This window comes from Maritimibacter harenae (assembly GCF_009882975.1).
Taxonomy (GTDB): Bacteria; Pseudomonadota; Alphaproteobacteria; order Rhodobacterales; family Rhodobacteraceae; genus Maritimibacter; species Maritimibacter harenae.
Genome location: NZ_WTUX01000017.1, coordinates 19,132 through 44,516 on the forward strand (window position 1 = coordinate 19,132; position 25,385 = coordinate 44,516).

A 25,385-nucleotide genomic window follows, 5' to 3' on the forward strand; every position below is an offset into this window, starting at 1 on the left:
AGTCACTTCCCATAATAGTCCCGGAACCAGGTGACAAAGCGGTCAATCCCGTTCCGGAAATCCGTCTGCGGCCGGTAGCCCGTCAGGCTGTGTAGAAGCGAGGCGTCGGCCCAAGTCGCGGGCACGTCGCCCATCTGCATTGGCATGTAATTCCGAATGGCGGTCTTACCGAGGCGCGCCTCGATGGCGTCGATGAAGTCAACGAGCCGCACCTTCTCGGAATTGCCAATATTGACGATGCGGAAGGGCGCCACCGGAGAGAGGCTGTCCCCGGGCTCGATGTCCTCGGGCGATGCGGGCCGTTCCGGGACAGTGTCGATCAGCAGGCGGATCCCCCGGACGAGATCATCCACGTAGGTGAAGTCGCGATACATGTCACCGTGATTATAGATGTCTATGGGGCGGTCATCGAGGATGGCGTCGACGAACTTGTAGAGCGCCAGGTCGGGCCGACCCCAGGTCCCGTAGACGGTGAAGAAGCGGAACATGGTGGTGGGCAGGTCCCAGAGATGCGCGTAGGCGTGCGCCATGCTCTCACTGGCCTTCTTTGTGGCTGCGTAGATCGTGAGCTGCGTGTCGGCCTTCTCGGTCTCGGTGAAGGGCATGTCCTCATTGGCACCGTACACCGACGACGTCGAGGCCATCAGCAGGTGCTTCACTTCACGGCGACGGGCGGCTTCCATCACATTGAATGTGCCAATGACATTGGCGTCAAGATAGGCGCGCGGGTTTTCCAAGCTGTAGCGCACGCCGGCCTGTGCGGCGAGGTGGACGATGACGTCCGGCTGGACCTCGTCCACCACGCGGTCGAGGGTATCCTGATCCTCCAGCATGGCCTCGGTGGCAGAAAACCCCGGCTTTTGAAGGAGCGAGGCATGGCGGCGCTGCTTGAGGCGAACGTCGTAGTAGTCCGTCATCCCGTCAAAGCCGTGTACCTCGAAGCCCTCATCGAGAAGGAGCTTGGCAAGGTGGAAGCCGATGAAGCCGGCCGTGCCGGTTATAAAGACCCGTGTCATTCTTCTCTGCCTATTCTGAGGATGTATGTATTCATGCCCCCAGCTGCCCATTGGGGACCACGTCCCGGAGGGCGGCGCGGTAGGCGTCGACCACGATCGCCTGGTCGAACTCGGCTTCCATTTTCGCGCGACCGGCCTGACCCATCGCCGCGCGCTGGAGGTGGGGCAGCGCTAGGACCCTCGCGCAGGCGGCAGCCAGGCTTTCGCCGCTGCGCACGTCGCAGAAAAATCCCGTGCGCCCCTCGTCAAGCACAGTACGGCAGCCCGGCACATCCGTCGCGATAACGGGCCGCGCCATGGCGGCCGCCTCGATCAGCGTGCGTGGCGCGCCCTCGCGGTAGGAGGGCAGGACCACGCAGTGTGCCGCCGTGATCGCTGGACGCACGTCATCGACCGTGCCGAGATACTCGATGACGCCCTCCTCCTCCCAGCCCTGTACTGTCGCGCGGTCAATGGCCGTGCGGTTGATCGCATCCGTCGCACCAAGGACCTGGAAGCGCGCCTCGGGATGGTCGGATCGCACGCGGCGGGCCGCCTCGACATATTCCAGCACGCCCTTGTCGCGCAGCAGCCGCGCTATCATCAGGAAGACCGGCGCGGTGCTCTCCGCCGGGAACGCGGCAGGGGCAAAGCGCGCAAGATCAATGCCAGATCCGGGTAGGAGCTGCGCCTGTTTCTGGGACACGAGGCCCAGTTCCAGGAACAGCGCGCGGTCGTCTTCGTTCTGGAAGAAGACCACGGGCAGGTTGCGGAAGGCGGTGCGGTAGAGGGCCACCGCGACACTCCGGAGAAGGCCCCCGGAGAGGAAAGCGGTCCCGAGCCCGGTAACGTTGGGCACAAAGGGAATGCGTGCTGATTTCGCGGCAAGCGCGCCGAAGATGTTGTTCTTGATGGTGAAGCTCAGGATCACGTCCGGGCGCTGTTCGGCAAAGACACGAGCGAAGCGACGCTGGAGCCCGTAATCCTGAAGGGGGTTGAGCCCCTTCACGCTCATCTTCAGGTGCCGCACGCGACAGCCCATGGCTTGCAGGCGTGGCACCGTGTCATCCTCCGGCGCAAGGATGGTGACCTCGTGCCCCGCCGCGAGCATCGCCTCCACGAGCGGGCGCCGGAAATTCCACACATTCCAGGCAGCATTCACAGAGATCAGGATTTTGAGTCTTCTGTCGACGTGGCCCATATCGTGTCTTTTACCGAGCGGCCAGTGTGTAGGCCGCGCGGGCAATCCATTCGGGCAACCCTATGCTCAGCATGTCGAGATTGCCCGGAAATGCCAGCCCAAAGTGTACAAGCGCCGCGTCCCCGCCGATCCCGAGAGGATCGAGAAAATGTTGCTGGCACTCGTACCACCATCTGTTCAGGGGGGCCGTCCCTCGCTCAACGTCGTTCTTAAAGCAAAGGATCGCAGGTCGCGCATCGCGTCCGTTTGCCTGACATCTCGTCTCACTCCACCGTCACCGATTTAGCGAGGTTTCGCGGCTGGTAAACATCCGTGCCCTTTTCCACGGCGGTGGATCTACTCAGGAAGCTCCTCCTTGCCCGCCTAACTCGACTCCCTATCAAGCTCGTAGTTTGCATAGAAGTGATCCTCAATGGCCCTTTTCGTCTGACCCGTGACAAAAATGACATCCGTCATCCCGGCTGCGATCACATCCTCCACAGCATACTGGAGGATCGGCTTGTCAGAAATTCCTTCGGCATGGCTTTTGTGGCCGGCAGGAATCGCGTGCCCATGCCCTCCACGGGAAAGACGGCCTTGCGTATGTCAGTTGGAGCGGTCGTGGTCATGATCGATTGTGCTCAAAATTCATGTTTCGATAGGATGTCTTAGTAAGCATATGAAATATTTAACCCTAATAGCGCCTAGACTTCTCTCTTTAAGCGATTCAGCAGCCCCAAACCCCCGATAACGCAAAGAGTTGACTTCCGTCGAATTGCATGGTCCTGGCCTGCCGACGCACACCACCAATAACGCAAACTCGCGTCATCCCGGATCCCCCTCCCCCGCCTCCGAGGCCGCGACGTCCGTCTCCAGCGTCTCGATCTCCGCCTTCAGCGCCTCGAACTCCGCCTTCTTGCGGGCGAGGAACTTTCGCGTGAGCTCGGCCTTGGCGGCGAGGCCGCGGGGCGTGAGGATGTAGGCGTAGCGGCGTTTGTCGGGGCTTGCCTGGAAGTTCGACAGCTTCACGTGGCCCTTCTCGACCAGCGCGTGGAGCAGGTAGTGGGTCGCGCCGCTGCTGATCCCCACGGCGGCGGCGATCTCGCGTTGGCTGAGTTCGGGGTTGTCGGCCAGGAGCCGCAGGATGCGGAACCGGGCCTCTTCGCGCAAGGTGTCGCGTTTTGCCACGGCTACCGCAGAAGAACCGGCGTCACGCCAATTCCCCAAGCTTCAAGGACAACAAAGCGCGCAAGTCGCTCATGCGTGAACGATATCCGATGGTGCGGAATGGTCAACCGTCGGCGAAGGGCTCGGGCGAGTTTCTTTCGGAGGTAGATCCCCTGCCCCGGCGGGCGTCGCGCGGATCCTGGGGGATGGTGGCGGAGAGACAGGGATTCGAACCCTGGAGACGGTTTCCCGCCTACACGCGTTCCAGGCGTGCGCCTTCGACCACTCGGCCACCTCTCCGTGCCGGGGCTATGTATCCGCTCACCGCACCGGCTTGCAAGGCCCGATTTGCGCCCCGCTCGAAACTCTTTTCGCCCGTCGCTCAGTCGCCGTCGGCGCCCTCGTCGGCTTCCGGCGTCGCCTCATCCTGGGGATCGCGGTTGGGGTCGTCCGGTGCACGTTCGCGCACCCGGTTCACCTCGCGCTGCTCGCGCGGCTCGGGGCGCAGCGCCTCGGGGTTGCGGATCCACAGGTCGCGCTGGACGAAGGGGATCTCGACGCCTTCCTCGGCGAAGCGGCGTGCGATCTCGTGGTTGATCTCGTCGCGCACCACGAGGACGAAGAAGACGTCCGACAGGATCGCGCGGATCTGGAACATGAGGGCGCTGTCGCCGAACTCCATGAAACCGACCTGGGGCTCCGGGTTCACCGTGACCATCGGGTGATCCATGACGATCTCCGTCAGGATCTCCTTCACGCGCTTGGTGTCCGAGCCATAGGCGACGCCCACGTCGATCACCAGCCGGCCCACGCGGTTGCCTTGGGTGTAGTTCGTCACGACGCCCGAGATCAGGTCGGAGTTCGGGATCACCACGTCGGTGCGGTCGAAGGTCTCGATCGTGGTCGAGCGCACCGAGATGTCCTTCACGATCCCCATGTGCCCCCCGGTGTCGATCCAGTCGCCTTCCGAGATCGGGCGCTCGATCAGCAGAATGATCCCCGAGACGAAATTCGACACGATGTTCTGGAGGCCGAAACCGATGCCGACCGAGAGCGCACCGGCGACGACGGCGAGCGAGGAAAGGTTGATCCCGACGGACGTGATCGCGACCACGGCGGCAAGGAAGATGCCCACGTAGCCGATACCCGAGGTGATCGCGTTGCGCCCCCCGATGTCGATGCGCGTCTTGGGCAGCACCGTGGTCTTGAGCATGCCCTGGATCAGGCGGGTGAGCGCCACGCCCAGCAGGAAGACGATGATGAGAAGCAGCACGTCGGTGGGCGAGATCACCGTCTCGCCCAGCGTGACGCCGCGCATGATCGTGCCCCAGATCTCGCGCAGGTCGGTCTCGCGCGCGCCCCAGATCAGCGCGAAGATGGGCGTCGACAGGATCAGCATCGCGAAACTCGCGAGCACCGGCAGAAGCGCCTCCGAGGCCTCCTGCTGCGTGAGCCTGCGCACCATGCCGTAAAGGTCGACGAAGAAGCCGTGGAGCACGAGGAGCACGCCCACGGCCCCGAAAGTCAGCGCGGTGTTGAAGATCGCGTTGCCCGCAAGCTGCGAATAGCCCACGAAGGCCAGGAGCGGCCCCACCACGCCCACGATCATCAGGAGCCGGCCCGCGAACGACAGCGAGCGGTCGATGAAGCTCGGCCCCTCTTCGCTGTCGTCATCCTCGATCGACTGGCGGTGGTTGAGAAGAAGCCGGCCCATGCGCACCATGAGCACGCCGGCAAGGAGCATCGGCCCGATCTCGAGCACCGCGACGGTGGCGGCGTCGTATTGCTCGAACTCCGACATCGTCTGGACGGCCGCGTAGAGGCCGTAGGCAAGCCCCAGGAGCGTGGCTTCCACCCGGCCCTCGATGCGCGCCGTGGTGTCGAGTTGCAGAACCTGCGCTTCGCCGATCCCGGCGCCGAAGACGCGCACACCAAGCCAGCGCGCGACGATCAGGCTGATCCCGATGGAGAGCGCCATCGCCGAGACGACCTCGGCACGAAAGCCCATGACGCCTGTCATGGAGAACGCCACGACCGCGGCGGCCAGACCGATGACCGGCACCACCACCTGCCCCAGCGAGATGAGGAAGCTCCACACGCCGCGTGACGGGCCATCGCCGCGTTCGCGCACACGGTCGCCCGCGCGCATCACCCAGGTGCGGCCGCGCCAGAGCAGCACGAAGGCCACGACGAGCAGGAGCAGCACCGGCACGATGGTGCGGCGCAGCTCCGCCCGCTGCTCGGACGAATCGAAGGAGGTCGTGAGCGCCCGCCCCGCCATGCGCGCTGTGGATTGCAGCTGCGCCAGCGCGTCGGGCCAGACCGCGGGGTTGAGCGGGCTGGGCCCGGCCGCGAAGAGCTCTTCCGTCTGGCGCGAGCGCAGCGTCGCGTCGATTTCCTCGATGATCGCGTCGGCGCGGGCATAGGCCACTTCGGCCGCGCGCACCGGGGTCTCAACCTGCGCCAGCGCATCGGTCAGCTCCTGGCGCTGGCTTGCGAGCGTCCGGGATTCCGTTTCCCCATCGGCGGGCGGTTCGGGAAGGGCCGCGATCTGGTTGCGCAGCGTGGTGATGCGCACCTTGTTCTCGTCACGCGCTGCCGCGAACTCCTCGCGCCAGCGGTCGATTTCCTCGCGCAGCCGCTGGAACACCGCGTCCGAGGCACGGCCGACCTCGAGCACCTGTTCGGCGCGCGCCGCGACCTCGGCCCAGTCCTGGTAGTCCGGCGCACCCTCCGGTGCGTCGATACCCTGCATCATCTCGGCGGCGATGGAGCCCGACGGGTCGGTGTCGACGCGGGCGGCCTGCTCCTTGGGCGGCGCGTCCGCGTCGCCGGCCGCGCCATTGTCCTGCGCCACAGCGACGCCCGCCGCCAGCAGAAGCGCCGCGACGCTCAGCCAGAGCGTATGAGCCCAGGCGCGGATCATGCGTCGGCGAAGACCGTCGGGATGTCGCGCTTGTCGCGGTCGAGGAAGCCCGGCACCGGAAGCCCCTTCTCGCGCAGGAATTCGGCGTTGTAGAGCTTCGCCTGGTAGCGCGTGCCGTAGTCGCACAGGATCGTCATGATGGTGTGGCCCGGCCCCATCTCGCGCGCCATCTGCACGGCGCCCGCGATGTTCACGGCGGACGATCCGCCGACGCAGAGCCCTTCGTGCTCCAGCAGGTCGAAGGCGTAAGGCAGCGCCTCGGCGTCCGGCGCGCGGTAGGCCATGTCGGGGGTGATCCCCTCGAGGTTGGCCGTGATGCGCCCCTGCCCGATCCCTTCGGTGATCGAGGAGCCTTCGGACTTGAACTCGCCGGTGGTGTAGTAGCTGTAGAGCGCCGCGCCTTCGGGGTCGACGAGCGCCACCTTCACGCCCTTGGGCTGGAGCGCCAGCGCCACGCCGCCCAATGTGCCGCCCGAGCCCACGGCGCACACGAAGCCATCGACCTTGCCGTCGGTCTGTTCCCAGATCTCCGGGCCCGTCGTCATCTCGTGCGCGCGCCGATTGGCCACGTTGTCGAACTGGTTGGCCCAGATCGCGCCCTTCGGGTCGGTCTTCGCGATCTCCTCGGCCAGGCGGCCTGAGTATTTCACGTAGTTGTTCGGGTTCTTGTAGGGCACCGCCGGCACCTCGACGAGCTCCGCGCCCGCGATCCGGATCATGTCCTTCTTTTCCTGGCTCTGGGTTTCCGGGATCACGATGATCGACCGAAAGCCCATCGCGGACGCCACGAGCCCGATGCCGATACCGGTGTTGCCCGCGGTGCCTTCCACGATCGTGCCACCCGGCGCCAGTTCGCCGCGTTCGATCGCGTCACGGATGATGTAGAGCGCGGCCCGGTCCTTGACCGACTGGCCCGGGTTCATGAATTCGCACTTGCCGTAGATGTCGCAGCCGGTCTCCTCGGACACCTTCTTCAGCTTCACCAGCGGCGTGTTCCCGATCAGGTCCACCAGATCCTTGCGCATGTCCATGTGCCAGCCTCGTTTTCTCAATTGTTCCGGTCTTTGGTATGTGACCACCGGGCGGGTATCAAGCGTCTCCGCGCAGTGTGGCACGGTTCAGCGCGAGCCAGAAGGCCGAGATGACCAGAGGCCCCGCCCCCGCCTCGCCGGTCTCCACCAGCGACATGAGCGTGTCAAAGCTCACCACGTGCGATCGGATGTCCTCGCCTTCGGTGTCGAGCCCCGCCACGGTGCCGTGCTGTCCGGACAGGTCCGCCTCGGCGACATAGGCATAGACGAACTCGGTGACGGCCCCCGGGCTCGGGTAATGACCGTTCACGAAATGCAGCCGGCCGAGCGTGAGCCCCGCCTCTTCCAGCGCCTCGCGCCGCGCCGTGGTCTCGATCGCTTCACCCGGATCGACGCGGCCCGCGATGGGCTCGAGCACCCAGGGCATCACGTCGCCGCGCGCGAAGGGGCCCATGCGGAATTGCTCGACCAGCAGCACTTCGTCGCGCACCGGGTCGTACGGCAGCACCGTGACCGCATCGCCGCCCGCGAAGCCCGCGCGGGTGAGCACCGGGCTTTGCCGGTCGTTGAACTGCCGGAAACTGAGGTCCGCCTCGAGGACGGCGAAGTAATCGGCATAGGGCCGGCGCAGCGCCTTCACGGCGACATCCGTCTCGGCCCGCCGGGCGCTGCGCACGGTCGCCGGTCCGGGTTGCTCGGCCCGCAGCCGGCTGCCGGCGCGCATCCGGATCATCGGCATGCGCCCCGCAAGCGTCGCACCGTCGATCTCGCCGAAATACGCCATCGCCTCCTCGGCGGCCGCGACCCAGAGAGGCGCGTGATGGTCGGCCCAGTCTTCGAGGCTCCAGGGCCCGGCCGGTTCGGCCGCGTCGTCGTGGAGATAGCGCAGCGCGCGGCGCGGACCCGCGTCGGTCTCCACCTCGACCGGCACCAGGTCGTAACCGAAGCCCCCCTCGAAGTAGTCGAGCCGCGCGCGATGCACCTCGCTCAACCCCTCGAGCACGAGCCCTTCGGCCCGGCCATCGGGGTCCTCGACCAGCATCGGGTAATCAGCCCCTTCGACCCAATGCGCCCGCGCGCCCGACAGGACGGCCGGGACCGCGTGCACGCCGCCCGCGTCGCCCAGGACCGTGGCCCGCAGACCGTCGTGGCGCAGCGTTCCGAAGACGAAGACCGGATCCATGCTCATCGCGTGTGCCGCGCCACCCAGGCTGTCAGGAGGCCCACGACCGCGCCGCCCAGCACGATCGCCCCGATGATCTCCACGTGCACGATCTTGTCGGAGTAATCCATCATCGCCTCGAACACGCCGACCACCGCCTCCATCACGGTGCGGTAGGAATTGCGCAGCGCACGCTCGGTCATCAGCACGACCGCGAAGGTGAAGAGCACGAGAAACGCCTGCGCCACCGACGAGGTGATGCCGATCGCCACGGGCCCGCCCTTCTTGAGGTGCAGCCGGGGCCCGGTGAAATACCACCCGATGACGACCCCCATGAAGGCCGCGACCGGGTGCAGCCAGGTCAGGGGCGTGCCTTCGAGAAAGTAGGGTCGCGAGAGTTCCGAGACACCGACACCGAGCGCCGCGAGCAGGATCGCGGCGGACAGTCCGGTGAAGGTGGGCATGCGTCTGGCCATGATCTCCCGTCTCAGGCTGGTCGTTGCACCGTGACCTGCACCACGTCGCAGTTGCCGGCGTGGAACGCCGCGGCGCAACCTGCGAGGTAGAAGTTCCACATGCGGCGGAACCGGTCGTCGAACCCCATCTGCGACACCTGTCCCCATGTGTCGTTGAAGGTCTGGTACCAGCGCCGAAGCGTCTGGCTGTAGCTTTCGCCGAAGGCGATCTGGCCCCGGAACGCGAGGCCGGAACGGTCGATCTGCTCGCGCAGAACCGTCTTAGACGGCAGCATGCCCCCCGGGAAGATATACTTCTGGATGAAGTCCACGCCCTTGCGGTAGCGCTCGTAGCGCCGCTCGGTCAGCGTGATGATCTGGAGCGTCGCCTGCGCCCCGGGCTTGAGGCATTTCTCCAGCGTCTCGAAGTAGACCGGCCAGTATTTCTCGCCCACCGCCTCGAACATCTCGATGCTGGCGATGCCGTCGTATTGCCCGGTCTCGTCGCGGTAATCCTGGAGCTTGAACGTCACCTTGTCGGAAAGCCCGGCCTTTTCAATGCGCTCCACGGCGTAGTTGTATTGTTCGCGGCTGATCGTGAGGCAGGTGACCTTGAGGCCCCGCTCGCGGGCGGCATATTCGGCGAAGCCGCCCCATCCGCAGCCGATCTCGAGCACGTGGTCGCCGGGCTTCGCGCCCATCTGGTCGATCATGCTCGCGTATTTCTGTTCCTGCGCCTTTTCAAGGCTTTCCTGCCCGGTCTTGAAGTAGGCCGAGCTGTAGGTCATCGTCTCGTCCAGCCACAGCGCGTAGAAATCGTTGCCCAGGTCGTAATGGGCCGCGATGTTCTTCTTCGCCTGTCGCTTGGAGTTGCGTTGCAGAAGATGGCGCAGCCGCTCGTAGGCGCGTACCAGTCCCGCGCCGCTGAACCCGGTGTAGAGCGCGTCGTTGCCATCCTGGATGAAATCGAGAAACGCCTGCAGGTCCGGCGTGCTCCAGCCGCCCTCGATGTAGCTGTCGCAGAACCCCAGGTCGCCCTCGCGGATCAGGCGCGCGAAGACGTCGTTGGAGTGGATGTGGACCTCGGCCACCTGCCCGGGCTCGCCGCCCTCGACCCGGAAACGGCGGCCGTCGGGCACCACGAGATCGAGGCGTCCCTTGCCGATCTTCTGGGCGACCTGGAAGACCTGCGGGAAATAGCGGGGCAGATCGTGCTGCCCCTTCGTGGTGGTCAGGATCATGTGTCGTCTCTATCTTTCTGACAGGTGAGCGGATTTTGCGTCCGACGGCAAGGGGTCAGCCCGTCTCCGCCCATTCGCGATGCGCGTAAGCCTCAAGCGCGGCCTCGCGCCCTTCCTTCAGGCCCACGACGGGACGCCCGGGATAGGCATCCTCGGGCGACAGGCCCCAGCGTCGCGGGATCGCCGCGAAGTAATCCGTCGCCGTCTCGGGCGGGCGCGCCTGGCCTTCCGCGATCCAGCGCTTGAGGTAGTGGTGCCGGGGGTCGAACTTCTCGGCCTGCGTCTCCGGGTTGAAGACCCGGAAATAGGGCGCCGCATCGGGCCCGGACCCCGCCGTCCATTGCCACCCCAGCGCGTTCGACGCCGGGTCCCAGTCGATCAGGCAGTCGTCGAACCAGCGCTGGCCCACGCGCCAGTGGATCATGCAGTGCTTCGTCAGGTAACTCGCCACGATCATGCGCGCGCGGTTGTGCATGTAGCCGGTGACGTACATCTCGCGCATCGCGGCATCTACGAAGGGTACCCCCGTGCGCCCCTGCTTCCATGCCTTCACCTCGGCAAGCCGTTCGTCGTCGCGCCACGGGAAGGCATCCCACTCGGGCCGCCAGTTGTCGGTCATGATCTGCGGCGTGTGATAGACGAGGTGATAGGCGAACTCGCGCCAGACGAGCTCCTTCAGGTAATGCTCCGCGCCCTTCTTGCCGTCTTCCATCGCCCGCGCGCCGGCGGCCCAGCATTGGCGCGGCGAGATCTCGCCGTAGGTCAGGTATTCCGACATCCGGCTGGTGGCATCCTCGGCCGGCAGGTCACGGTCGGTCTTGTAGGCGTCCACCTTGTGGGCCATGAAGGCCCCGAGCCGCGCGGTCGCGGCCTCCGCCCCCGGCTTGCAATGCTTGGCGAGGATCGCGGCGCCCCGCTTCATGGCCTCGCCCAGCCGCCAGTCCTCCAGCACGTCACTGTCGGGCCATGTCACGGGGGCCGTCACCTCGGGCGTCGGCAGCGGCTCGTCGATGTGCCGGTCCTTCACCGCGCGCCAGAAGGGCGAGTAGACCTTGTAGAAGCCACCGTCCTTCGTCTCGACCGTCCACGGCTCGAACAGCAGGTGGCCGGTGTGGCTTTCGGCCGTGATCCCCGCGTCCTTCAGCGCAGACTTCACCTCGGTGTCGCGCTCGATCGCCTCCGGGTCGTAGAGCCGCGACCAATGCACCTCCCGCGCACCGGTTTCGTCCACCAGCTCGCGCAGCACGTCGCGGGCGTTGCCCCGGCGCAGGATGAGCCGCAGGCCGCGCGCCTCGAGCGTTTCGGCGAAGGCGCGCAGCCCCTCGCCCAGCCGCCAGCGCGCCGCGGCGCCCAGGCTGTCGACCGAATGGTCGCGGATGAACACGGGTATGACGGGGCCCGCCTTGGCGGCGGCGGTCAGGGCGGGATGATCGGCCAGCCGCAGGTCACGGCGCAGCCACAGGATAACGGGTGTCTCACTCATGCTTGATCTACGCCGGGCGGGCCCCCGCGGTTCACTGGCGTTCCGCGAAATCCTTGAACGCTTCCATGTTCTTGCGCGTCTGCTTGCGAAAGAGCCCCGGCATCACCAGCGTCATGACCCTGAGCGTCAGCGACGTCGGGCGGAATTCGCACAGCATCGTCCACTCGGTGTTGCCGTCCTCGGTTTCCTCGAAGTGGTTCTCGTTGCAGTTCCACATGCCCGCCGCCTCGTAGACCGCCGTGAAACGGTCGGGCATCGCGCGCTCCTCGATCGTCTCGGTCATCTCGATGGTGCGCTTGCCCATCTCGAAGACGAGCTTCGATTGCGCCCCTTTCGTGCCGGGCGCCCCGGACAGGTGGGTGAAGGACACGAGCCCGTCCTGCCATTTCGCGAGATTGTCGGGATCGTCGAACAGGCGGATCACCGCGTCACGCGACCGTTCGATGAGGATGCTTTCGACGTATTTCATGGGATCGCCCTTTCCGGAAAAAGGAAAGGCTGCAAATGTCCCGCCCGTCAAGCGGCGGGGCAGCCCCCGGCGACCTGCGCCGCCGGGGACCCTGTTCTTACTCGGCCGCGGCCAGCTTGACCGACTGGCGTTCGGCCACGAGACCGCGCCAGATCGAGAAGCACATGATGAGCAGCACCACGGTGAACGGAAGCCCCGTCGAGATCACCATGGATTGCAGCGAACTGAGCCCCCCGGCCGAGAGCAGCAGCACGATGGCCACGGCGCCCTCGAAGATGGCCCAGAACACACGCTGCGGCACCGGCGCGTCGACCTTGCCGCCCGCCGTGATCGTGTCGATGACCAGCGAACCGGAGTCCGACGAGGTCACGAAGAACACGATCACCAGGACGATCCCGACGAGCGAGGTGAGGCCGGCCAGCGGCAGAACGTCGAGCATCTTGAAGAGCTTGAGTTCGAGCGCCGCGTCCTGCGCGACGGTGTAGCCGTCCTGCACGACCTGCTGGATCGCGGTGCCGCCGAAGACGGCCATCCAGAGCACGCAGACGAGCGAGGGGATCAGAAGCACGCTGACGATGAACTCGCGCACCGTGCGGCCACGGCTCACGCGGGCGATGAACATGCCCACGAACGGCGACCAGGAGATCCACCAGGCCCAGTAGAACGAGGTCCAGCCCTGCATGAAGTTCACGTCTTCACGGCCCACCGGGTTCGACAGCGCCGGCAGGTACTGGAAGTACGCCACCAGGTAGTCGACGAAGCCCGTGAGCACGGCGACGGTCGGCCCGACGATCAGCGTGAAGAGCAGCAGGAGACCCGCGAGGCCCATGTTGATCTCGGACAGGAGCTTCACGCCACCGTCCAGGCCCCGGATGATCGAGACCAGAGCCACCGCCGTGATCCCGGAAATCAGGAGCACCTCGGCCGTGTTGTTGACCGGAATCCCGAAGAGCTCGTTCAGACCGGCATTGGCCTGCGTCGCCCCGAGCCCCAGCGAGGTCGCGAGACCGAAGAGCGTCGCGAACACCGCCAGCGTGTCGATGATGTGGCCCCACCAGCCCCAGACGCGCTCGCCCAGGATCGGGTAGAAGGCCGAGCGGATCGAGAGCGGCAGGCCCTTGTTGTAGCTGAAGAGCGCCAGCGACAGCGCCACCACCGCGTAGATCGCCCAGGGGTGCAGACCCCAGTGAAAGATCGTCGCCGCCATGCCCAGCCGGATCGCCTCCTGCTGGTTGCCCTCGGCCCCGCCGAGCGGCGCCCAGTCGGTGCGCACCCCGTTCTCGACGGTCGTCCCGCCCATCGCGGTCGAGAAGTGCGTCATCGGCTCGGACACGCCGTAGAACATGAGCCCGATGCCCATGCCGGCCGCGAAGAGCATCGCGAACCATCCGACGTAGCTGTAGTCCGGTGTCGCGTCGACGCCACCGAGCCGCACGTTGCCGAGCGGCGTGATGATGAGGAGCAGGCAGAAGATCACGAAGAGGTTCGCGGCCCCGAGGAAGAACCAGTCGAACCCTTTCGTCACCCAGGAAAACATCGCCGAGAACGCCGAGCCCGCCTGATCGGGCAGCGCCAGCGTGTAGAACACGAAGGCGATGACCGAGAGCCCGGAGATGAGGAACACCGGGTTGTGGATGTCGAGCCCGAAGGGCCCGATATTCGTTTCGATATTGTCCTGACCGATTTCGTAATCGGTCTCGATCAGGTCGGAATGGCCCGTCGGTGACGGGATCCCCTGGTCGTCGGTATCTGTCATGTCACGTCCTTCCCTGTTCGCTGTTCAATCGCCGCGCACGACCAGAACGGAGCATTTCGCATGCCCCGCGACCTTGCCGCCGTTGGAGGGCCAGATGTAGTCCATCAGCCCCGGCACATGGCTCTGCATGACGACGAGGTCGGCCCCGGTCTCGTCGACACCCTTCATCAGCGCGTCGTCGAGCTCCGTGGTCGGGTCATGCGAAGTCATCGCGTGGCCCTTGGTCTTCAGTCCGTGGAGTTCACCCTGCTGGGCCGCGAATTCCGCGACCTTGCTGCGGAACTCGTCAGGGTTGTGGCCCAGCTTGCCGGGCGTGTTGGCCGCGACGCCCACGTAGGTCACGTCGCAATCATAGAGCTTGGCGATGTCGGCCGTGACCTTCAGCGCATGCTCCAAACCGTCCAAATGCGCCAGATCGACCGGCGCCATGATGTGTTTGAACATGGTCCCCCTCTCGCGCGCGGGTACTGGCCCGCGTCTTGTTCTTGCCCATGGGGGGCGATGCGGCGCCTCCGCATCGCGTCCGCCCGTAAGGATAGGTTAGCGCGAAATGGGTGTTTTTCCAATGTCTTTCGCCATTTGCGACACCGGGGTCGCAAATGGGACGAGGACGGTCGGTCGTGGGTTAGTCGGCGTTCACGTCGACGACCACCCGGCCCTTCACCTGGCCGTTGAGGATATCGGCGCCCAGCTTTGGCAGATCGGAGAGCGTCGCGGGCTGAACCATCGATTCGAGCTTCTCCATCGGAAGGTCGCGTGCGACCCGCTCCCAGGCGCGCAGCCGGTTCTCGTATGGCTGCATCACGCTGTCGATGCCCAGGAGGTTCACGCCGCGCAGAAGGAACGGCACCACCGTGGCCGGGAGAGCCGCGCCCCCCGCCAGCCCGACGGCCGCGACCGAGGCGCCGTATTTCATCTGGCCCAGCACGCGCGCCAGCATCTCGCCGCCCACCGCATCGACACAGCCCGCCCAGGTCTCGGATTCGAGCGGCCGCTTCACGGTCTCGTTGAGCTCCACGCGCGGGACGATCCGCGCGGCCCCCAGGTCCCGCAGGTAGTCGGCCGTCTCCGGCCGCCCGGTGACACCCGCGACCGAATAGCCGAGATTTGCGAGAATCGCCGTCGCGACCGATCCGACACCGCCGGCCGCGCCCGTCACCAGCACCTCGCCGTGGCCGGGGGCGAGCCCGTGGTCCTCGAGCGCCATCACGGCCAGCATCGCGGTGAAGCCCGCGGTGCCCACCGCCATCGCCTGTTTCGTGGTCAGCCCCTCGGGCAGCGGGACGAGCCAATCGGCCTTCACCCGCGCCTTCTGGGCATAGCCGCCCCAATGCGCTTCGCCCACGCGCCAGCCCGTGAGAACCACCTTGTCGCCCGGCTTGTAACGGTCGTCGTCCGACGCCTCGACCGTGCCCGCGAAGTCGATCCCCGCCACATGCGGGTAATGACGCACCAGCCCGCCGCCCTTGGGAGAGAGGCACAGCCCGTCCTTGTAGTTGACGGTGGAATACTCGACCGCGACCGTCACGTCCCCGCCCGAGGGCAGATCGTCTTCGGACAGCTCGGTGATCGCGGCACTGGCGACGCCGTCGTCGTTCTGGGTGAGCAGCAGGGCTTTGAACATGGGGATCCTCCTCTGGTTCCCTTGGGTGTAGGACAGGCACGCAGGTGTGGGAAGGCCCCGCTTGAGCGTCCGTTGACCACTTTGCGGGCAGGATGGCCTGCATGGAAAGCCCCGGACCGTTCTCTGCCGACGACTGGCCACGCCGTTTTCGACGCGCAAGCAGCGGCGCGCCTCCTTCGCGCGGTGCGCAACGGGGCGCAGGTGGTGGTTTTCCGCGACCGCGAGCCCGGGGCGCCGCCCTGCGACCCTGAAACCCCATTTTCGACGCCGAAATCGCCCCGGACCCGAATTCGTCGCACGATTTCGCATCAAAATCCGCGCCGGATTTAGCATCCACCCCCTTCTCAAACCGGTGACGCCGCCCTATATCTCGGGTGTCCCGCAAGGGACTATGGACATAAACGCGCTCGTAATAAGCGGATCGGACCCGGGGGCGGTACCCGGCGGCTCCACCAAATATCCCATCGTTGGGGGATCAAGGGGCCGAAACAGGATCGACGAACGTCTAAAGGGGTTAGCTTTGTCCCGGTGAGATACCACCGTTATCGGTTCACTATGCATAATTGCCAACGACAATCGTGCTCCGGTTGCTCTTGCCGCCTAAGCGGTAAGAAAGACCGAAATTTAAGCCCAGTCGTCTAGCAACGGCTGGCGGGGTTCGCAGGCACCTGGCAACAGAAGCCTGCATTTTCATGTCTTGCTGCCGTTGTCTTTTTGCGGTCCCACTCGCGGACATGACCCCCGTTGCTCTCGCCCCTCTCACGCGTAGTTTCCTGAAGATCGGTCTTTTGTCCTTCGGCGGGCCGGTGGCCCAGATCGGCGTGATGCACCGCGAGCTGGTCGAAACGCGCGGGTGGCTCACCGACACCGTTTTCACCCGGGCGCTCAGCTTCGCCATGCTCCTGCCCGGCCCCGAGGCCATGCAGCTGGCCACCTACGCCGGCTGGCGGCTGCGCGGCGTGCCCGGCGGGCTTCTGGCCGGGGCGCTCTTCGTGCTGCCCGGCGCCGCGATCATGGCGCTTCTCGCGTTGGCCTACCTGGAATGGGGCCAGCTCCCCGGCGTCGAGGCCGCCTTCCTCGGCATCAAGGCCGCCGTCATCGTGGTGGTCGCCACAGCGCTCCTGCGCCTGGGCACCCGCGTGCTGGGCGACTGGCGCGCCGGGGGGCTCGCCCTGGCCGCCTTCGTGGCGCTGGCCGCGTTCGACCTCCCTTTCCCCGTCGTGGTGCTCGCGGCCGCCCTCGCGGGCTTTCTCGTCTCCGGCGACGACACCCGCGCCGAGGCCCATGCCCCGCCGCTGCGCGCCACGGTCCTCACCGCGGCCGCCTGGACGCTGATCTGGCTCGCCCCCCTCGCCCTCGCCTGGCTCGCGGGCGAGGCCCGGCTGACAGAGATCACCGCTTTCTTCTCGCGCCTCGCCATCCTGAGCTTCGGCGGCGCCTACGCGGCGCTCGCCTGGATGGCGCAGGCTTTGGTCGAGACCCAGGGATGGCTCACGCCCGAACAGATGGCCGACGGGCTGGGGCTGGCCGAGACCACGCCGGGCCCGCTCATCCTCGTCACCCAGTTCGCCGGCATGGTCGCCGCTGCTCCGCTGGGCCTCGGTGGCATCCTCGCGGCGGGCGTTCTCACGCTCTGGGCGATCTTCGCGCCCTGTTTCGGGCTCGTGTTCACGCTGGGGCCGCACCTCGACCGGCTGACCGCGCAGCCCCGCCTCGCCCGCGCGCTGGAGGCCGTCAGCGCCGCCGTCGTGGGCGTGATCGCCGCGCTTGCCCTCTTCTTCGCGCGCCACGTCCTCTTCGCGGGCGGCACCATTGCGCCGGACACCCTGTCCCTGCCGGCGCTCGGCCTCACCGCCCTTGCCGCGCTGCTTCTCGCGGCCCTGCGCCTGCCCCTCCTCGCGGCCCTGCCGCTCCTCGCGGCCGCGGGTCTGGCCATCGGCGCCATCCTGTGAAAAAAGCGCCATCCGGCTTTTCATCGCCTTCGAATCCCTTATGGTGAAGGCAACAGACCATGGGAACCTACATGTCGCGGTCGATCGATTACGGAAACCTGATGCACGACGCCATGCGGAGCCTGATCCGCAAGGTGCTTACCGACGTGTCCGAAAACGGGCTGCCCGGCGCGCATCACTTCTTCATCACCTTCGACACCATGCATCCCGACGTGGAAATCGCCGACTGGCTGTCGGACCGGTTTCCGGAGGACATGACGGTGGTCATGCAGCATTGGTTCGAGGATCTGGAGGTCACCGAGGACGGCTTCGCGGTGACGCTGAACTTCGGCGATGCGCCGGAGCGCCTCTACATCCCCTTCGACGCGATCCGCACCTTCGTGGACCCGTCCGTCGAATTCGGCCTGCGTTTCGAGACGCAGGACGACAGCGACGCGGACGAGGACGCGGAGATCGAGGAGCTGGGCGAACGCCCCGCGGCCGAGACGAAGGACGACGACACCGACGACGACGCGCCCCACAAGGACGCCGAGGTCGTGAGCCTCGACAGCTTCCGCAAGTAGGCTGCGCGCGGGCCCCCGCCCGCGCTTTGCATTCCATCGTATACAGCAAGGCCGTTGCACCGCCCGCGCGACTTGGTATGAAGGCCCCGACAGCATCTGGAGGCCTTTTGCCATGACCGAGACCCGCACAGAAACCGACAGCTTCGGCCCGCTCGAGGTGCCCGCAGACAAGTACTGGGGGGCCCAGACGCAGCGCTCGCTGATGAACTTCCCGATCGGCTGGGAAAAGCAGCCCGTGGCCATCGTCCGCGCGCTGGGCGTCATCAAGCAGGCCTGCGCAGAAGCCAACAAGGCCTCCGGCGCGCTCGACGCGAACCTTGCAGACGCGATCATCCAGGCGGCCTCCGAGGTCGTGGCGGGCAAGTTCGACGACAACTTCCCGCTGGTCGTGTGGCAGACCGGGTCGGGCACCCAGTCCAACATGAACGCCAACGAGGTCATCGCGAACCGCGCGATCGAGATCCTGGGCGGCCAGATCGGCACCAAGGACCCGGTGCACCCCAACGATCACTGCAACATGGGCCAGTCCTCGAACGACACTTTCCCGACGGCGATGCACATCGCCACGGCCATGTCGGTGCGCGACGTGCTCCTGCCGGGGCTGGAGAAACTCGCCGCCGGGCTCGAGGCGAAGTCCGAGGAATTCAAGGACATCATCAAGATTGGCCGTACCCACACGCAGGACGCCACGCCGCTCACCCTGGGACAGGAATTCTCGGGCTACGCCCACATGATCCGCCAGGGGATCGAACGCGTGAAGGCCGGCCTGCCGGGCATCTACGAGCTCGCCCAGGGCGGCACCGCCGTGGGCACCGGGCTCAACACCCGTCCCGGCTGGGGCGAAGAGGTCGCGGCCAACATGGCGCGCATCACCGACCTGCCCTTCGTCACCGCGCCCAACAAGTTCGAGGCGCTCTCGGCCCATGACGCGATGGTCTTCCTGTCCGGCGCCATCGCGACCGTGGCGGGCTCGGCCTACAAGATCGCCAACGACATCCGCTTCCTGGGCTCGGGTCCCCGCTCGGGCCTTGGTGAGCTCATCCTGCCGGAGAACGAACCGGGCTCCTCGATCATGCCGGGCAAGGTGAACCCGACGCAGGCCGAGGCGCTGACCCAGGTCGCGGCCCACGTGATGGGCAACGACGCGGCGATCAAGTTCGCGGGCAGCCAGGGCCACTTCGAGCTCAACGTCTACAACCCGATGATGAGCTACAACCTGCTCCAGTCGATCCAGCTCCTGGGCGACGCGGCCGACAGCTTCACCGAGCGGATGCTGAACGGCATCCAGGCCAACGAGGAGCGCATCGAGAAGCTCATGCGCGAAAGCCTGATGCTGGTGACCGCGCTCGCGCCCACGATCGGTTACGACAACGCCACCAAGGTGGCCAAGACCGCGCACAAGAACGGCACCACGCTCAAGGAAGAAGCCATCAATCTCGGCTTCGTGGACGAAAAGACCTTCGAAGAGGTCGTGCGCCCCGAACAGATGATCGGCCCCAAGGCCTGATCCTGTGCCGCCGGGCCCGGCGCCCGGCGGCACGTCCCCTTTTCATCTTTCCGAAAATACGCATGCGGCATTGCCGAACGCGCCGCATCGCGCCATCCTTGTCCCATGTCCAAGGTCACCAACCTGAACCAGGCCCGCAAGGCACGCGCCCGCGCCGAGAAACGCGCGCAGGGCGACGAGAATGCCGCGCGGTTCGGGCGCACCAAGGCCCAGAAGGCCCGCGAGGCAGCCGAGGCCGCGAAGGCACGCAGGACGCTCGACCAGCACCGCAAGGATGACTGACGCCCGCCCCCGCAAGCACTCGGTGACGCTCCGGGGTCACCGGACCTCGATCTCGCTCGAGGACGAGTTCTGGGACGCGTTCCGCGAGATTGCCGAGGCCCAGGGCAAGGGAATCAACGAACTCGCCGCCGAGATCGACGAAGCGCGCGGCCTCTCCTCGGGGCTGGGCTCCGCGATCCGGCTCTACGTGCTGCGCCATTACCGCGGGTGAAGGTCGCAGAGCTCCCGGATTTCCTCTTCCTTGTCCTTGACCATGCGCCGCCCCTCGGCGATCGCCTCGTCGCCGCGAAAGAGCTCAAGGACCGTGAGGTCGTCGAAGGCCGCGTCGAGCACCACGTGCGGCGGCTCGCCCGCGAAACGGGCGCGGCGGATCTGCTCGGTCATGATGTCGATCGAGGCGTTAAGCACCGTGAAGTAATTCGGCGCGTCGCGGCCTGCCTCCGACCCGTTCAATCCCAGCGCCTCCGAGATCGCCGGCGGCAGCATCTCGAGCCAGCTGCCCGCCTCGTCCTCGCGCGCCTCGTCCTTCCACGCCCGTCCGGGGCGCTTGGCGTTGGGGTTCACGGCGATGATGAACTCGGCCCGCTTGGCGAAGACCGCCGAGACCGGCACCGGGTTCACCAGCCCGCCGTCGAGCAGCCACATGCCCTCGTGCCAGAGCGGCGTCATCACGCCCGGGATGCCGACCGAGGCGCGCACCGCCGGGTAGGTCGGGCCCTCGTCGAACCAGATCTCCCGCCCGGTACGCATGTCGGTGGCCACGGCGGTGAACGGGAAGTCGAGGTCCTCCAGCCGCTCGGGCACGCCGATGTCCGCCAGCATCCGGGTGATTTCCTGCGCCTCGACCAGCCCGCCCTTGAAGCGCGGGTCGATGAGGCCGAGGAACCGGCGCGGCGTGAGTTCGCCCACCCATTGCTTCAGCGCGTCGAGCTTGCCCGAGGCCCAGGCGACGCCCACCAGCGCCCCCATCGACGTCCCCGCGATCACGCCGGGGCGCACGCCGATCCGGTCGAGCTCTTCCAGCACGCCGATATGGCACCAGCCCCGCGCGCCGCCCGAGCCGAGCGCCAGCCCGATCACCGGCTCATGTCCCATGCGATCCCTCCTTCGTCTCCTTCGACCGCCATTCGGCGATGCCGCCCGTGATGATATCATCACGTTAACGGGAACGACTCGCCCGCGCACGGGCGGAATTGAACCAATCCGTCCGGGCACACGTTTTCCGTTCAAAAACAAGGAGCACAGATCATGCGTGCATTATCCATCCTGCTTTTCGTCGCGGCCGTGGCCTTTGCCCTCGGCCCCTTCACGACGCCGGGCTTCGGCGGCTTCGACCCGAACCTCTACCCAAACCCGCAGACCGATCCGCCGGTGCAGCCCGCGGGCTATGCCTTCGCGATCTGGGGGCCGATCTACCTGTGGCTGGTGATTTCGACCGGCTTCGGGCTGTTCAAGCGTCACGACGACCCGGACTGGAACCGGCACCGCCTGCCCCTGCTCATCTCGTTGGTGATCGGCGCGGCCTGGTTGCCGGTCGCGATGGTGTCGCCGATCTGGGCGACGATCCTGATCTTCGCGATGCTGTTCACCGCCGCCATAGCGCTCGCGCGCGCCCCGGCCCGGGACCGTTGGCTCGGCAAGGCGCCGATCGCCTTCTACGCCGGCTGGCTCACGGCGGCGAGCTATGCCTCGCTGGGTCTCACCGGCGCCGGGTTCGAGATCGCCTACGGCGAAGTGACCTGGGCCTATATCGGCATCGTTCTTGCCTTCGCCACCGCGCTCGTGGTGCACGGGATGCGGCGCGATGAGCCGATCTACTTCCTCTCGACGGTCTGGGCGCTGGTCGCCATCGCCGTGAAGAACTGGGGCGACGTGCAGACGGTCGCCTGGCTGGCGCTCGCGGGCGCGGGGCTTCTTGCCATCATCATGGTGGCAGAGTTCATCCGCTTCCGCCCGGCGCGCACCGGCGCGGCCTGATCAGCCGAGCGCGAGCCTGAGCACCCCGTCCACGTCCCGGCTCATCGGCCGGGACCGCGCCAGGACTTCGTGTGCGGGGACCCATTCGGCGGCGGAGACGTCATCGGCCGGTGCGGGTGTCCCGGTGACGTAGGAACACAGGTGCGCGTGCAGGTCGAAGGCGAAGCCCTCCTGGCGCACCTCGATCAGCGTGAGCGCGCGCGACGGGCGCGCCTCGACCCCGGTCTCTTCCCGCAATTCCCGGATGGCGGCCTCGGCCGGCGCTTCGCCGGGCTCGACCCGCCCGCCGGGATAGCCCCAGAGCCCCGCGTCAGGCGGGTTGCGGCGACGCACGAGCAGCACGTGGTCGCGATGCACCACGACCGCGAGCGCCGCGTCGACGACCGTCATTCGGCCGCCGTGCGCCGCGCGTTCAGCATGTCCTTGAGGTAGCGCCCGGTGTGCGAGGCGCCGACCTCGGCCACGTCCTCGGGCGTGCCGGTCGCCACGAGCGTGCCACCGCCGTCACCGCCCTCGGGTCCGATGTCGAGGATCCAGTCGGCGGTCTTGATGACGTCGAGGTTGTGCTCGATCACCACCACCGTGTTACCGGCGTCCACGAGCTCGTGCAGCACCTCGAGCAGCTTCTTCACGTCCTCGAAATGCAGGCCCGTGGTCGGCTCGTCGAGGATGTAGAGCGTGCGGCCCGTCGAGCGCTTCGACAGCTCCTTGGACAGCTTCACACGCTGCGCCTCGCCGCCCGACAGCGTCGTGGCCTGCTGGCCCACCTTGACGTAGCCCAGGCCCACGCGCATCAGCGCGTCCATCTTCTCGCGGATCGACGGCACGGCCTTGAAGAAGTCCTGCGCCTCCTCGACCGTCATGTCGAGCACGTCCGCGATCGACTTGCCCTTGAATTGCACCTCGAGCGTCTCGCGGTTGTAGCGCTTGCCCTTGCAGGTCTCGCACTCGACGTAGACGTCGGGCAGGAAGTGCATCTCGATCTTGATGACACCGTCGCCCTGGCACGCCTCGCAGCGCCCGCCCTTCACGTTGAAGGAGAACCGCCCCGGCTTGTAGCCGCGCGCCTTGGCCTCCGGCAGCCCGGCGAACCATTCGCGGATCGGGGTGAAGGCCCCGGTGTAGGTGGCGGGGTTCGAACGCGGCGTGCGCCCGATGGGCCGTTGATCGATGTCGATGACCTTGTCGAGATGCTCGAGCCCCTTGATCGTCTCGCAGGGCGCCGGCGTCTGGCGGGCACCGTTGAGACGCATGGAGGCCGCCTTGAACAAGGTCTCGATGGTCAGCGTGGACTTGCCGCCACCGGACACGCCGGTCACGCAGACGAAGCGGCCCAGCGGGAAGTCGGCCGTCACCTCCTTGAGGTTGTTGCCGGTCGCCTTCACCACCGACACCGACTTGCCGTTGCCCGGCCGCCGCTCCGGCGGCACCGCGATCTCGCGCGTGCCCGCCAGGTACTGCCCGGTGAGCGAGGCGGGGTCGGCCGCGATGTCCTCGGGCTTGCCCTGCGACACGACCTGCCCGCCGTGAACGCCCGCCCCGGGACCGATGTCGAAGACGTAATCCGCCTCCCGGATCGCCTCTTCGTCGTGTTCGACCACGATCACGGTGTTGCCCTGGTCACGCAGGTTCTTGAGCGTCGTCAGAAGCCGCCCGTTGTCACGCTGGTGCAGGCCGATGGACGGCTCATCGAGAACGTAGAGCACGCCCGTCAGGCCGGAACCGATCTGGCTGGCCAGCCGGATGCGCTGGCTCTCACCCCCCGACAGCGTGCCGGAATTGCGGCTCATGGTCAGGTATTCGAGCCCGACATTGTTGAGGAAGCCAAGACGTTCGCGGATTTCCTTGAGGATGGCGCGCGCGATCTCATTCTTCTGGGCGGTCAGGTGCTCGGGCACCGTCTTGCACCATTCGTAAGCTTCCTTGATCGACATCTCGACCACGTGGCCGATGTGCAGACCGGCGATCTTCACCGCCAGCGCCTCTTCGCGCAGCCGGTAGCCGCCACAATCGCCGCACGGGCGGTTGTTCTGGTAACGCTCAAATTCCTCGCGCACCCAGTTCGAATCCGTCTCGCGGTAGCGCCGCTCCATGTTCGGGATCACGCCCTCGAAGGGCCGCGTCACCTCGTAGACCCGGCCGCCTTCGTCGAAGCGGAACTTGATCTCCTCGTCACCCGAGCCGTGCAGGAAGACCTGCTGGACGTGGGCCGGCAGGTCCTTCCACGGGGTCTTCATGTCGAAGTCGTAGTGCCGCGCGATCGACTCGATCGTCTGGCGGAAATACGGCGACTTGCCCTTGCGCCACGGCGCGATCGCCCCGTCATAGACTTGGAGCGCCGCGTCGGGGACGACGAGGCGTTCGTCGAAGAAGAGCTCCTGGCCCAGACCGTCACAGGTCGGACAGGCCCCGAAGGGCGCGTTGAACGAAAACAGGCGCGGCTCGATCTCGGGGATCGTGAAGCCCGAGACGGGACAGGCGAAATTCTCGGAGAAGGTGATGCGCTCCGGCTCGCCCTCCTTCGGCGCGGTTTCCAGCACCGCGATCCCGTCGGCGAGGTCCAGCGCGGTGCGCAAGCTGTCGGCCAGCCGGGTTTCGAGCCCTTCGCGCACGACGATCCGGTCGACCACCACGTCGATGTTGTGGCGGAACTTCTTGTCGAGCGTGGGCGGTTCCTCGAGCTCGTAGAAGGCGCCGTCCACCTTCACGCGCTGGAAGCCCTGCTTGCGCAGCTCGGCGAATTCCTTGCGGTACTCGCCCTTCCGGTCGCGTACCATCGGGGCAAGAAGGTAGGCGCGTGTGCCCTCTTCCATCTTCATGATCTGGTCGACCATGTCCTGCACCTGCTGCGCCTCGATGGGCAGCCCGGTGGCGGGCGAATAGGGCGTACCGGCGCGCGCGAAGAGCAGGCGCAGGTAGTCGTAGATTTCGGTCACCGTGCCGACGGTGGAGCGCGGGTTCTTCGACGTGGTCTTCTGTTCGATCGAGATCGCCGGGCTCAGCCCCGCGATGTGGTCCACGTCCGGCTTTTCCATCATGTCGAGGAACTGGCGCGCATAGGCCGAAAGCGACTCGACATACCGGCGCTGCCCCTCCGCGTAGATCGTGTCGAAGGCCAGCGACGACTTGCCCGAGCCCGACAGGCCGGTGATCACCACCAGCTCGTCGCGCGGAATGTCGACGTCGACCGACTTCAGATTGTGTTCGCGCGCGCCGCGCACTTCGATGAACTTGAGTTCCGGCATTTCACACCTCGGGAGGGACGCCCCAATAGATAAGGCAAACATGGCGAGGCGCAAACCGAAAATGCGAACGAAGTGTGAACACGGCGTTCCGGCGGCGTGCCTCGGCAAGGACCTGCTCTCCCCCTACGCGCAGCCCCCGGGTCTGGATCCATTGCACCCGGGACGGCCAAGCCTCTGTCTTCGTTCGGTCCCGCCGCGCGCCCTGCCCGGTCGCGGCCATCCCACGCCGCTCCCGGCAGCCGCCGGATCGCCCCCGCGCGCACCGGGTTCACGCGCGAAGTTGTGACCGGAGCGGCGGTTTTCCCCGCCCCGTGCGGCGGGGTCTTGTCATATGCATTTTTACGAATATATTTGCGTCAACCACGAACAA

Annotated in this window: 22 protein-coding genes, 1 tRNA gene and 1 other RNA gene; 7 read left to right on the forward strand and 17 right to left on the reverse strand. The window is 66.5% G+C overall.

The window, feature by feature from the left end; all coding sequences use genetic code 11:
* Positions 1–2: 2 nt before the first annotated feature.
* From GQE99_RS12510 to acuI, 14 genes are all read right to left on the reverse strand, one after another.
* Positions 3–1,016 carry an NAD-dependent epimerase/dehydratase family protein gene (locus GQE99_RS12510; RefSeq protein ID WP_161351971.1) on the reverse strand — a complete coding sequence of 338 codons (1,014 nt, stop codon included), beginning with the start codon at positions 1,014–1,016 and terminating at the stop codon, positions 3–5.
* Positions 1,017–1,047: 31 nt separating this feature from the next.
* Positions 1,048–2,196: a glycosyltransferase family 4 protein gene (locus GQE99_RS12515; protein WP_161351972.1), complete on the reverse strand. Its 1,149-nt coding sequence runs from the start codon at positions 2,194–2,196 to the stop codon at positions 1,048–1,050.
* Between the two features lie 804 nt (positions 2,197–3,000).
* Positions 3,001–3,363, reverse strand: a complete 363-nt coding sequence (locus GQE99_RS12520) for a MarR family EPS-associated transcriptional regulator (RefSeq protein WP_161351973.1) — start codon at positions 3,361–3,363, stop codon at positions 3,001–3,003.
* Between the two features lie 189 nt (positions 3,364–3,552).
* A tRNA-Ser gene (locus GQE99_RS12525) sits at positions 3,553–3,642 on the reverse strand.
* A gap of 82 nt (positions 3,643–3,724) precedes the next feature.
* Positions 3,725–6,268, reverse strand: a complete 2,544-nt coding sequence (locus GQE99_RS12530) for a DUF3772 domain-containing protein (RefSeq protein ID WP_161351974.1) — start codon at positions 6,266–6,268, stop codon at positions 3,725–3,727.
* A complete protein-coding gene (locus GQE99_RS12535; RefSeq protein WP_161351975.1) occupies positions 6,265–7,299 on the reverse strand; it encodes a cysteine synthase A in 1,035 nt (344 codons plus the stop codon). The genes GQE99_RS12530 and GQE99_RS12535 overlap by 4 nt, the downstream gene beginning before the upstream one ends.
* Before the next feature lie 58 nt (positions 7,300–7,357).
* Complete coding sequence (locus GQE99_RS12540) at positions 7,358–8,488, reverse strand: NUDIX domain-containing protein (RefSeq protein WP_161351976.1); 1,131 nt, start codon at positions 8,486–8,488, stop codon at positions 7,358–7,360.
* The gene (locus tag GQE99_RS12545) at positions 8,485–8,937 is read right to left on the reverse strand and encodes a TrgA family protein (RefSeq protein ID WP_161351977.1); all 453 of its coding nucleotides are present in this window, start codon (positions 8,935–8,937) and stop codon (positions 8,485–8,487) included. The genes GQE99_RS12540 and GQE99_RS12545 overlap by 4 nt, the downstream gene beginning before the upstream one ends.
* An 11-nt stretch (positions 8,938–8,948) precedes the next feature.
* Positions 8,949–10,157 (reverse strand): SAM-dependent methyltransferase, encoded by a 1,209-nt coding sequence (locus tag GQE99_RS12550; protein WP_161351978.1) that lies wholly within the window; start codon positions 10,155–10,157, stop codon positions 8,949–8,951.
* 55 nt (positions 10,158–10,212) lie between these two features.
* Positions 10,213–11,640 carry a cryptochrome/photolyase family protein gene (locus GQE99_RS12555; protein ID WP_161351979.1) on the reverse strand — a complete coding sequence of 476 codons (1,428 nt, stop codon included), beginning with the start codon at positions 11,638–11,640 and terminating at the stop codon, positions 10,213–10,215.
* A 31-nt stretch (positions 11,641–11,671) separates the two neighbouring features.
* On the reverse strand, positions 11,672–12,109 hold the full coding sequence (locus GQE99_RS12560; protein ID WP_161351980.1) for an SRPBCC family protein: 438 nt from the start codon (positions 12,107–12,109) through the stop codon (positions 11,672–11,674).
* A gap of 97 nt (positions 12,110–12,206) precedes the next feature.
* On the reverse strand, positions 12,207–13,865 hold the full coding sequence (locus GQE99_RS12565; protein WP_161351981.1) for a BCCT family transporter: 1,659 nt from the start codon (positions 13,863–13,865) through the stop codon (positions 12,207–12,209).
* A gap of 24 nt (positions 13,866–13,889) precedes the next feature.
* A complete protein-coding gene (locus tag GQE99_RS12570) occupies positions 13,890–14,309 on the reverse strand; it encodes a universal stress protein (RefSeq protein WP_161351982.1) in 420 nt (139 codons plus the stop codon).
* A 181-nt stretch (positions 14,310–14,490) separates the two neighbouring features.
* Positions 14,491–15,489: an acryloyl-CoA reductase gene (gene acuI, locus GQE99_RS12575; protein WP_161351983.1), complete on the reverse strand. Its 999-nt coding sequence runs from the start codon at positions 15,487–15,489 to the stop codon at positions 14,491–14,493.
* 337 nt (positions 15,490–15,826) lie between these two features.
* Between acuI and ssrA the strand changes: the two genes are divergently transcribed.
* The 6 genes from ssrA (at position 15,827) to GQE99_RS12605 (ending at position 20,004) form a co-directional block, all read left to right on the forward strand.
* Positions 15,827–16,178, forward strand: a transfer-messenger RNA (tmRNA) gene (gene ssrA, locus GQE99_RS12580).
* 45 nt (positions 16,179–16,223) lie between these two features.
* Entirely contained in the window at positions 16,224–17,441 is a 1,218-nt protein-coding gene (gene chrA / locus GQE99_RS12585) for a chromate efflux transporter (protein WP_161351984.1), read from the forward strand.
* 71 nt (positions 17,442–17,512) lie between these two features.
* Complete coding sequence (locus GQE99_RS12590; protein WP_161352369.1) at positions 17,513–18,004, forward strand: SspB family protein; 492 nt, start codon at positions 17,513–17,515, stop codon at positions 18,002–18,004.
* A 112-nt stretch (positions 18,005–18,116) separates the two neighbouring features.
* Positions 18,117–19,511: a class II fumarate hydratase gene (gene fumC / locus GQE99_RS12595; protein ID WP_161351985.1), complete on the forward strand. Its 1,395-nt coding sequence runs from the start codon at positions 18,117–18,119 to the stop codon at positions 19,509–19,511.
* A 105-nt stretch (positions 19,512–19,616) separates the two neighbouring features.
* The gene (locus tag GQE99_RS12600) at positions 19,617–19,793 is read left to right on the forward strand and encodes a DUF4169 family protein (RefSeq protein ID WP_161351986.1); all 177 of its coding nucleotides are present in this window, start codon (positions 19,617–19,619) and stop codon (positions 19,791–19,793) included.
* Positions 19,786–20,004, forward strand: a complete 219-nt coding sequence (locus tag GQE99_RS12605; RefSeq protein ID WP_161351987.1) for a ribbon-helix-helix domain-containing protein — start codon at positions 19,786–19,788, stop codon at positions 20,002–20,004. Before GQE99_RS12600 ends, GQE99_RS12605 begins: the two co-directional genes overlap by 8 nt.
* Here the strand turns inward: GQE99_RS12605 and GQE99_RS12610 are convergent.
* Positions 19,992–20,888, reverse strand: coding sequence for a patatin-like phospholipase family protein (locus GQE99_RS12610; RefSeq protein WP_161351988.1), 897 nt, complete (start codon positions 20,886–20,888; stop codon positions 19,992–19,994). The two genes, GQE99_RS12605 and GQE99_RS12610, sit on opposite strands and share 13 nt — an antisense overlap.
* Before the next feature lie 153 nt (positions 20,889–21,041).
* Between GQE99_RS12610 and GQE99_RS12615 the strand changes: the two genes are divergently transcribed.
* Positions 21,042–21,770, forward strand: a complete 729-nt coding sequence (locus GQE99_RS12615) for a hypothetical protein (RefSeq protein WP_161351989.1) — start codon at positions 21,042–21,044, stop codon at positions 21,768–21,770.
* Here GQE99_RS12615 and GQE99_RS12620 read toward each other — a convergent pair whose 3' ends face one another.
* Complete coding sequence (locus tag GQE99_RS12620) at positions 21,771–22,160, reverse strand: NUDIX hydrolase (protein WP_161351990.1); 390 nt, start codon at positions 22,158–22,160, stop codon at positions 21,771–21,773.
* Positions 22,157–25,015, reverse strand: coding sequence for an excinuclease ABC subunit UvrA (gene uvrA, locus GQE99_RS12625; RefSeq protein WP_161351991.1), 2,859 nt, complete (start codon positions 25,013–25,015; stop codon positions 22,157–22,159). Before uvrA ends, GQE99_RS12620 begins: the two co-directional genes overlap by 4 nt.
* Between the last annotated feature and the right edge of the window lie 370 nt (positions 25,016–25,385).

What these genes read in the sequence shown, in the direction of transcription:
- GQE99_RS12510 (WP_161351971.1), bottom strand. Translation starts at nt 1,016, where the DNA reads ATGACACGGGTCTTTATAACCGGCACGGCCGGCTTCATCGGCTTCCAC.
- GQE99_RS12515 (WP_161351972.1), bottom strand. Translation starts at nt 2,196, where the DNA reads ATGGGCCACGTCGACAGAAGACTCAAAATCCTGATCTCTGTGAATGCT.
- GQE99_RS12530 (WP_161351974.1), bottom strand. Translation starts at nt 6,268, where the DNA reads ATGATCCGCGCCTGGGCTCATACGCTCTGGCTGAGCGTCGCGGCGCTT.
- GQE99_RS12535 (WP_161351975.1), bottom strand. Translation starts at nt 7,299, where the DNA reads ATGGACATGCGCAAGGATCTGGTGGACCTGATCGGGAACACGCCGCTG.
- GQE99_RS12540 (WP_161351976.1), bottom strand. Translation starts at nt 8,488, where the DNA reads ATGAGCATGGATCCGGTCTTCGTCTTCGGAACGCTGCGCCACGACGGT.
- GQE99_RS12545 (WP_161351977.1), bottom strand. Translation starts at nt 8,937, where the DNA reads ATGGCCAGACGCATGCCCACCTTCACCGGACTGTCCGCCGCGATCCTG.
- GQE99_RS12550 (WP_161351978.1), bottom strand. Translation starts at nt 10,157, where the DNA reads ATGATCCTGACCACCACGAAGGGGCAGCACGATCTGCCCCGCTATTTC.
- GQE99_RS12555 (WP_161351979.1), bottom strand. Translation starts at nt 11,640, where the DNA reads ATGAGTGAGACACCCGTTATCCTGTGGCTGCGCCGTGACCTGCGGCTG.
- GQE99_RS12560 (WP_161351980.1), bottom strand. Translation starts at nt 12,109, where the DNA reads ATGAAATACGTCGAAAGCATCCTCATCGAACGGTCGCGTGACGCGGTG.
- GQE99_RS12565 (WP_161351981.1), bottom strand. Translation starts at nt 13,865, where the DNA reads ATGACAGATACCGACGACCAGGGGATCCCGTCACCGACGGGCCATTCC.
- GQE99_RS12570 (WP_161351982.1), bottom strand. Translation starts at nt 14,309, where the DNA reads ATGTTCAAACACATCATGGCGCCGGTCGATCTGGCGCATTTGGACGGT.
- acuI (WP_161351983.1), bottom strand. Translation starts at nt 15,489, where the DNA reads ATGTTCAAAGCCCTGCTGCTCACCCAGAACGACGACGGCGTCGCCAGT.
- chrA (WP_161351984.1), top strand. Translation starts at nt 16,224, where the DNA reads ATGACCCCCGTTGCTCTCGCCCCTCTCACGCGTAGTTTCCTGAAGATC.
- GQE99_RS12590 (WP_161352369.1), top strand. Translation starts at nt 17,513, where the DNA reads ATGTCGCGGTCGATCGATTACGGAAACCTGATGCACGACGCCATGCGG.
- fumC (WP_161351985.1), top strand. Translation starts at nt 18,117, where the DNA reads ATGACCGAGACCCGCACAGAAACCGACAGCTTCGGCCCGCTCGAGGTG.
- GQE99_RS12600 (WP_161351986.1), top strand. Translation starts at nt 19,617, where the DNA reads ATGTCCAAGGTCACCAACCTGAACCAGGCCCGCAAGGCACGCGCCCGC.
- GQE99_RS12605 (WP_161351987.1), top strand. Translation starts at nt 19,786, where the DNA reads ATGACTGACGCCCGCCCCCGCAAGCACTCGGTGACGCTCCGGGGTCAC.
- GQE99_RS12610 (WP_161351988.1), bottom strand. Translation starts at nt 20,888, where the DNA reads ATGGGACATGAGCCGGTGATCGGGCTGGCGCTCGGCTCGGGCGGCGCG.
- GQE99_RS12615 (WP_161351989.1), top strand. Translation starts at nt 21,042, where the DNA reads ATGCGTGCATTATCCATCCTGCTTTTCGTCGCGGCCGTGGCCTTTGCC.
- GQE99_RS12620 (WP_161351990.1), bottom strand. Translation starts at nt 22,160, where the DNA reads ATGACGGTCGTCGACGCGGCGCTCGCGGTCGTGGTGCATCGCGACCAC.
- uvrA (WP_161351991.1), bottom strand. Translation starts at nt 25,015, where the DNA reads ATGCCGGAACTCAAGTTCATCGAAGTGCGCGGCGCGCGCGAACACAAT.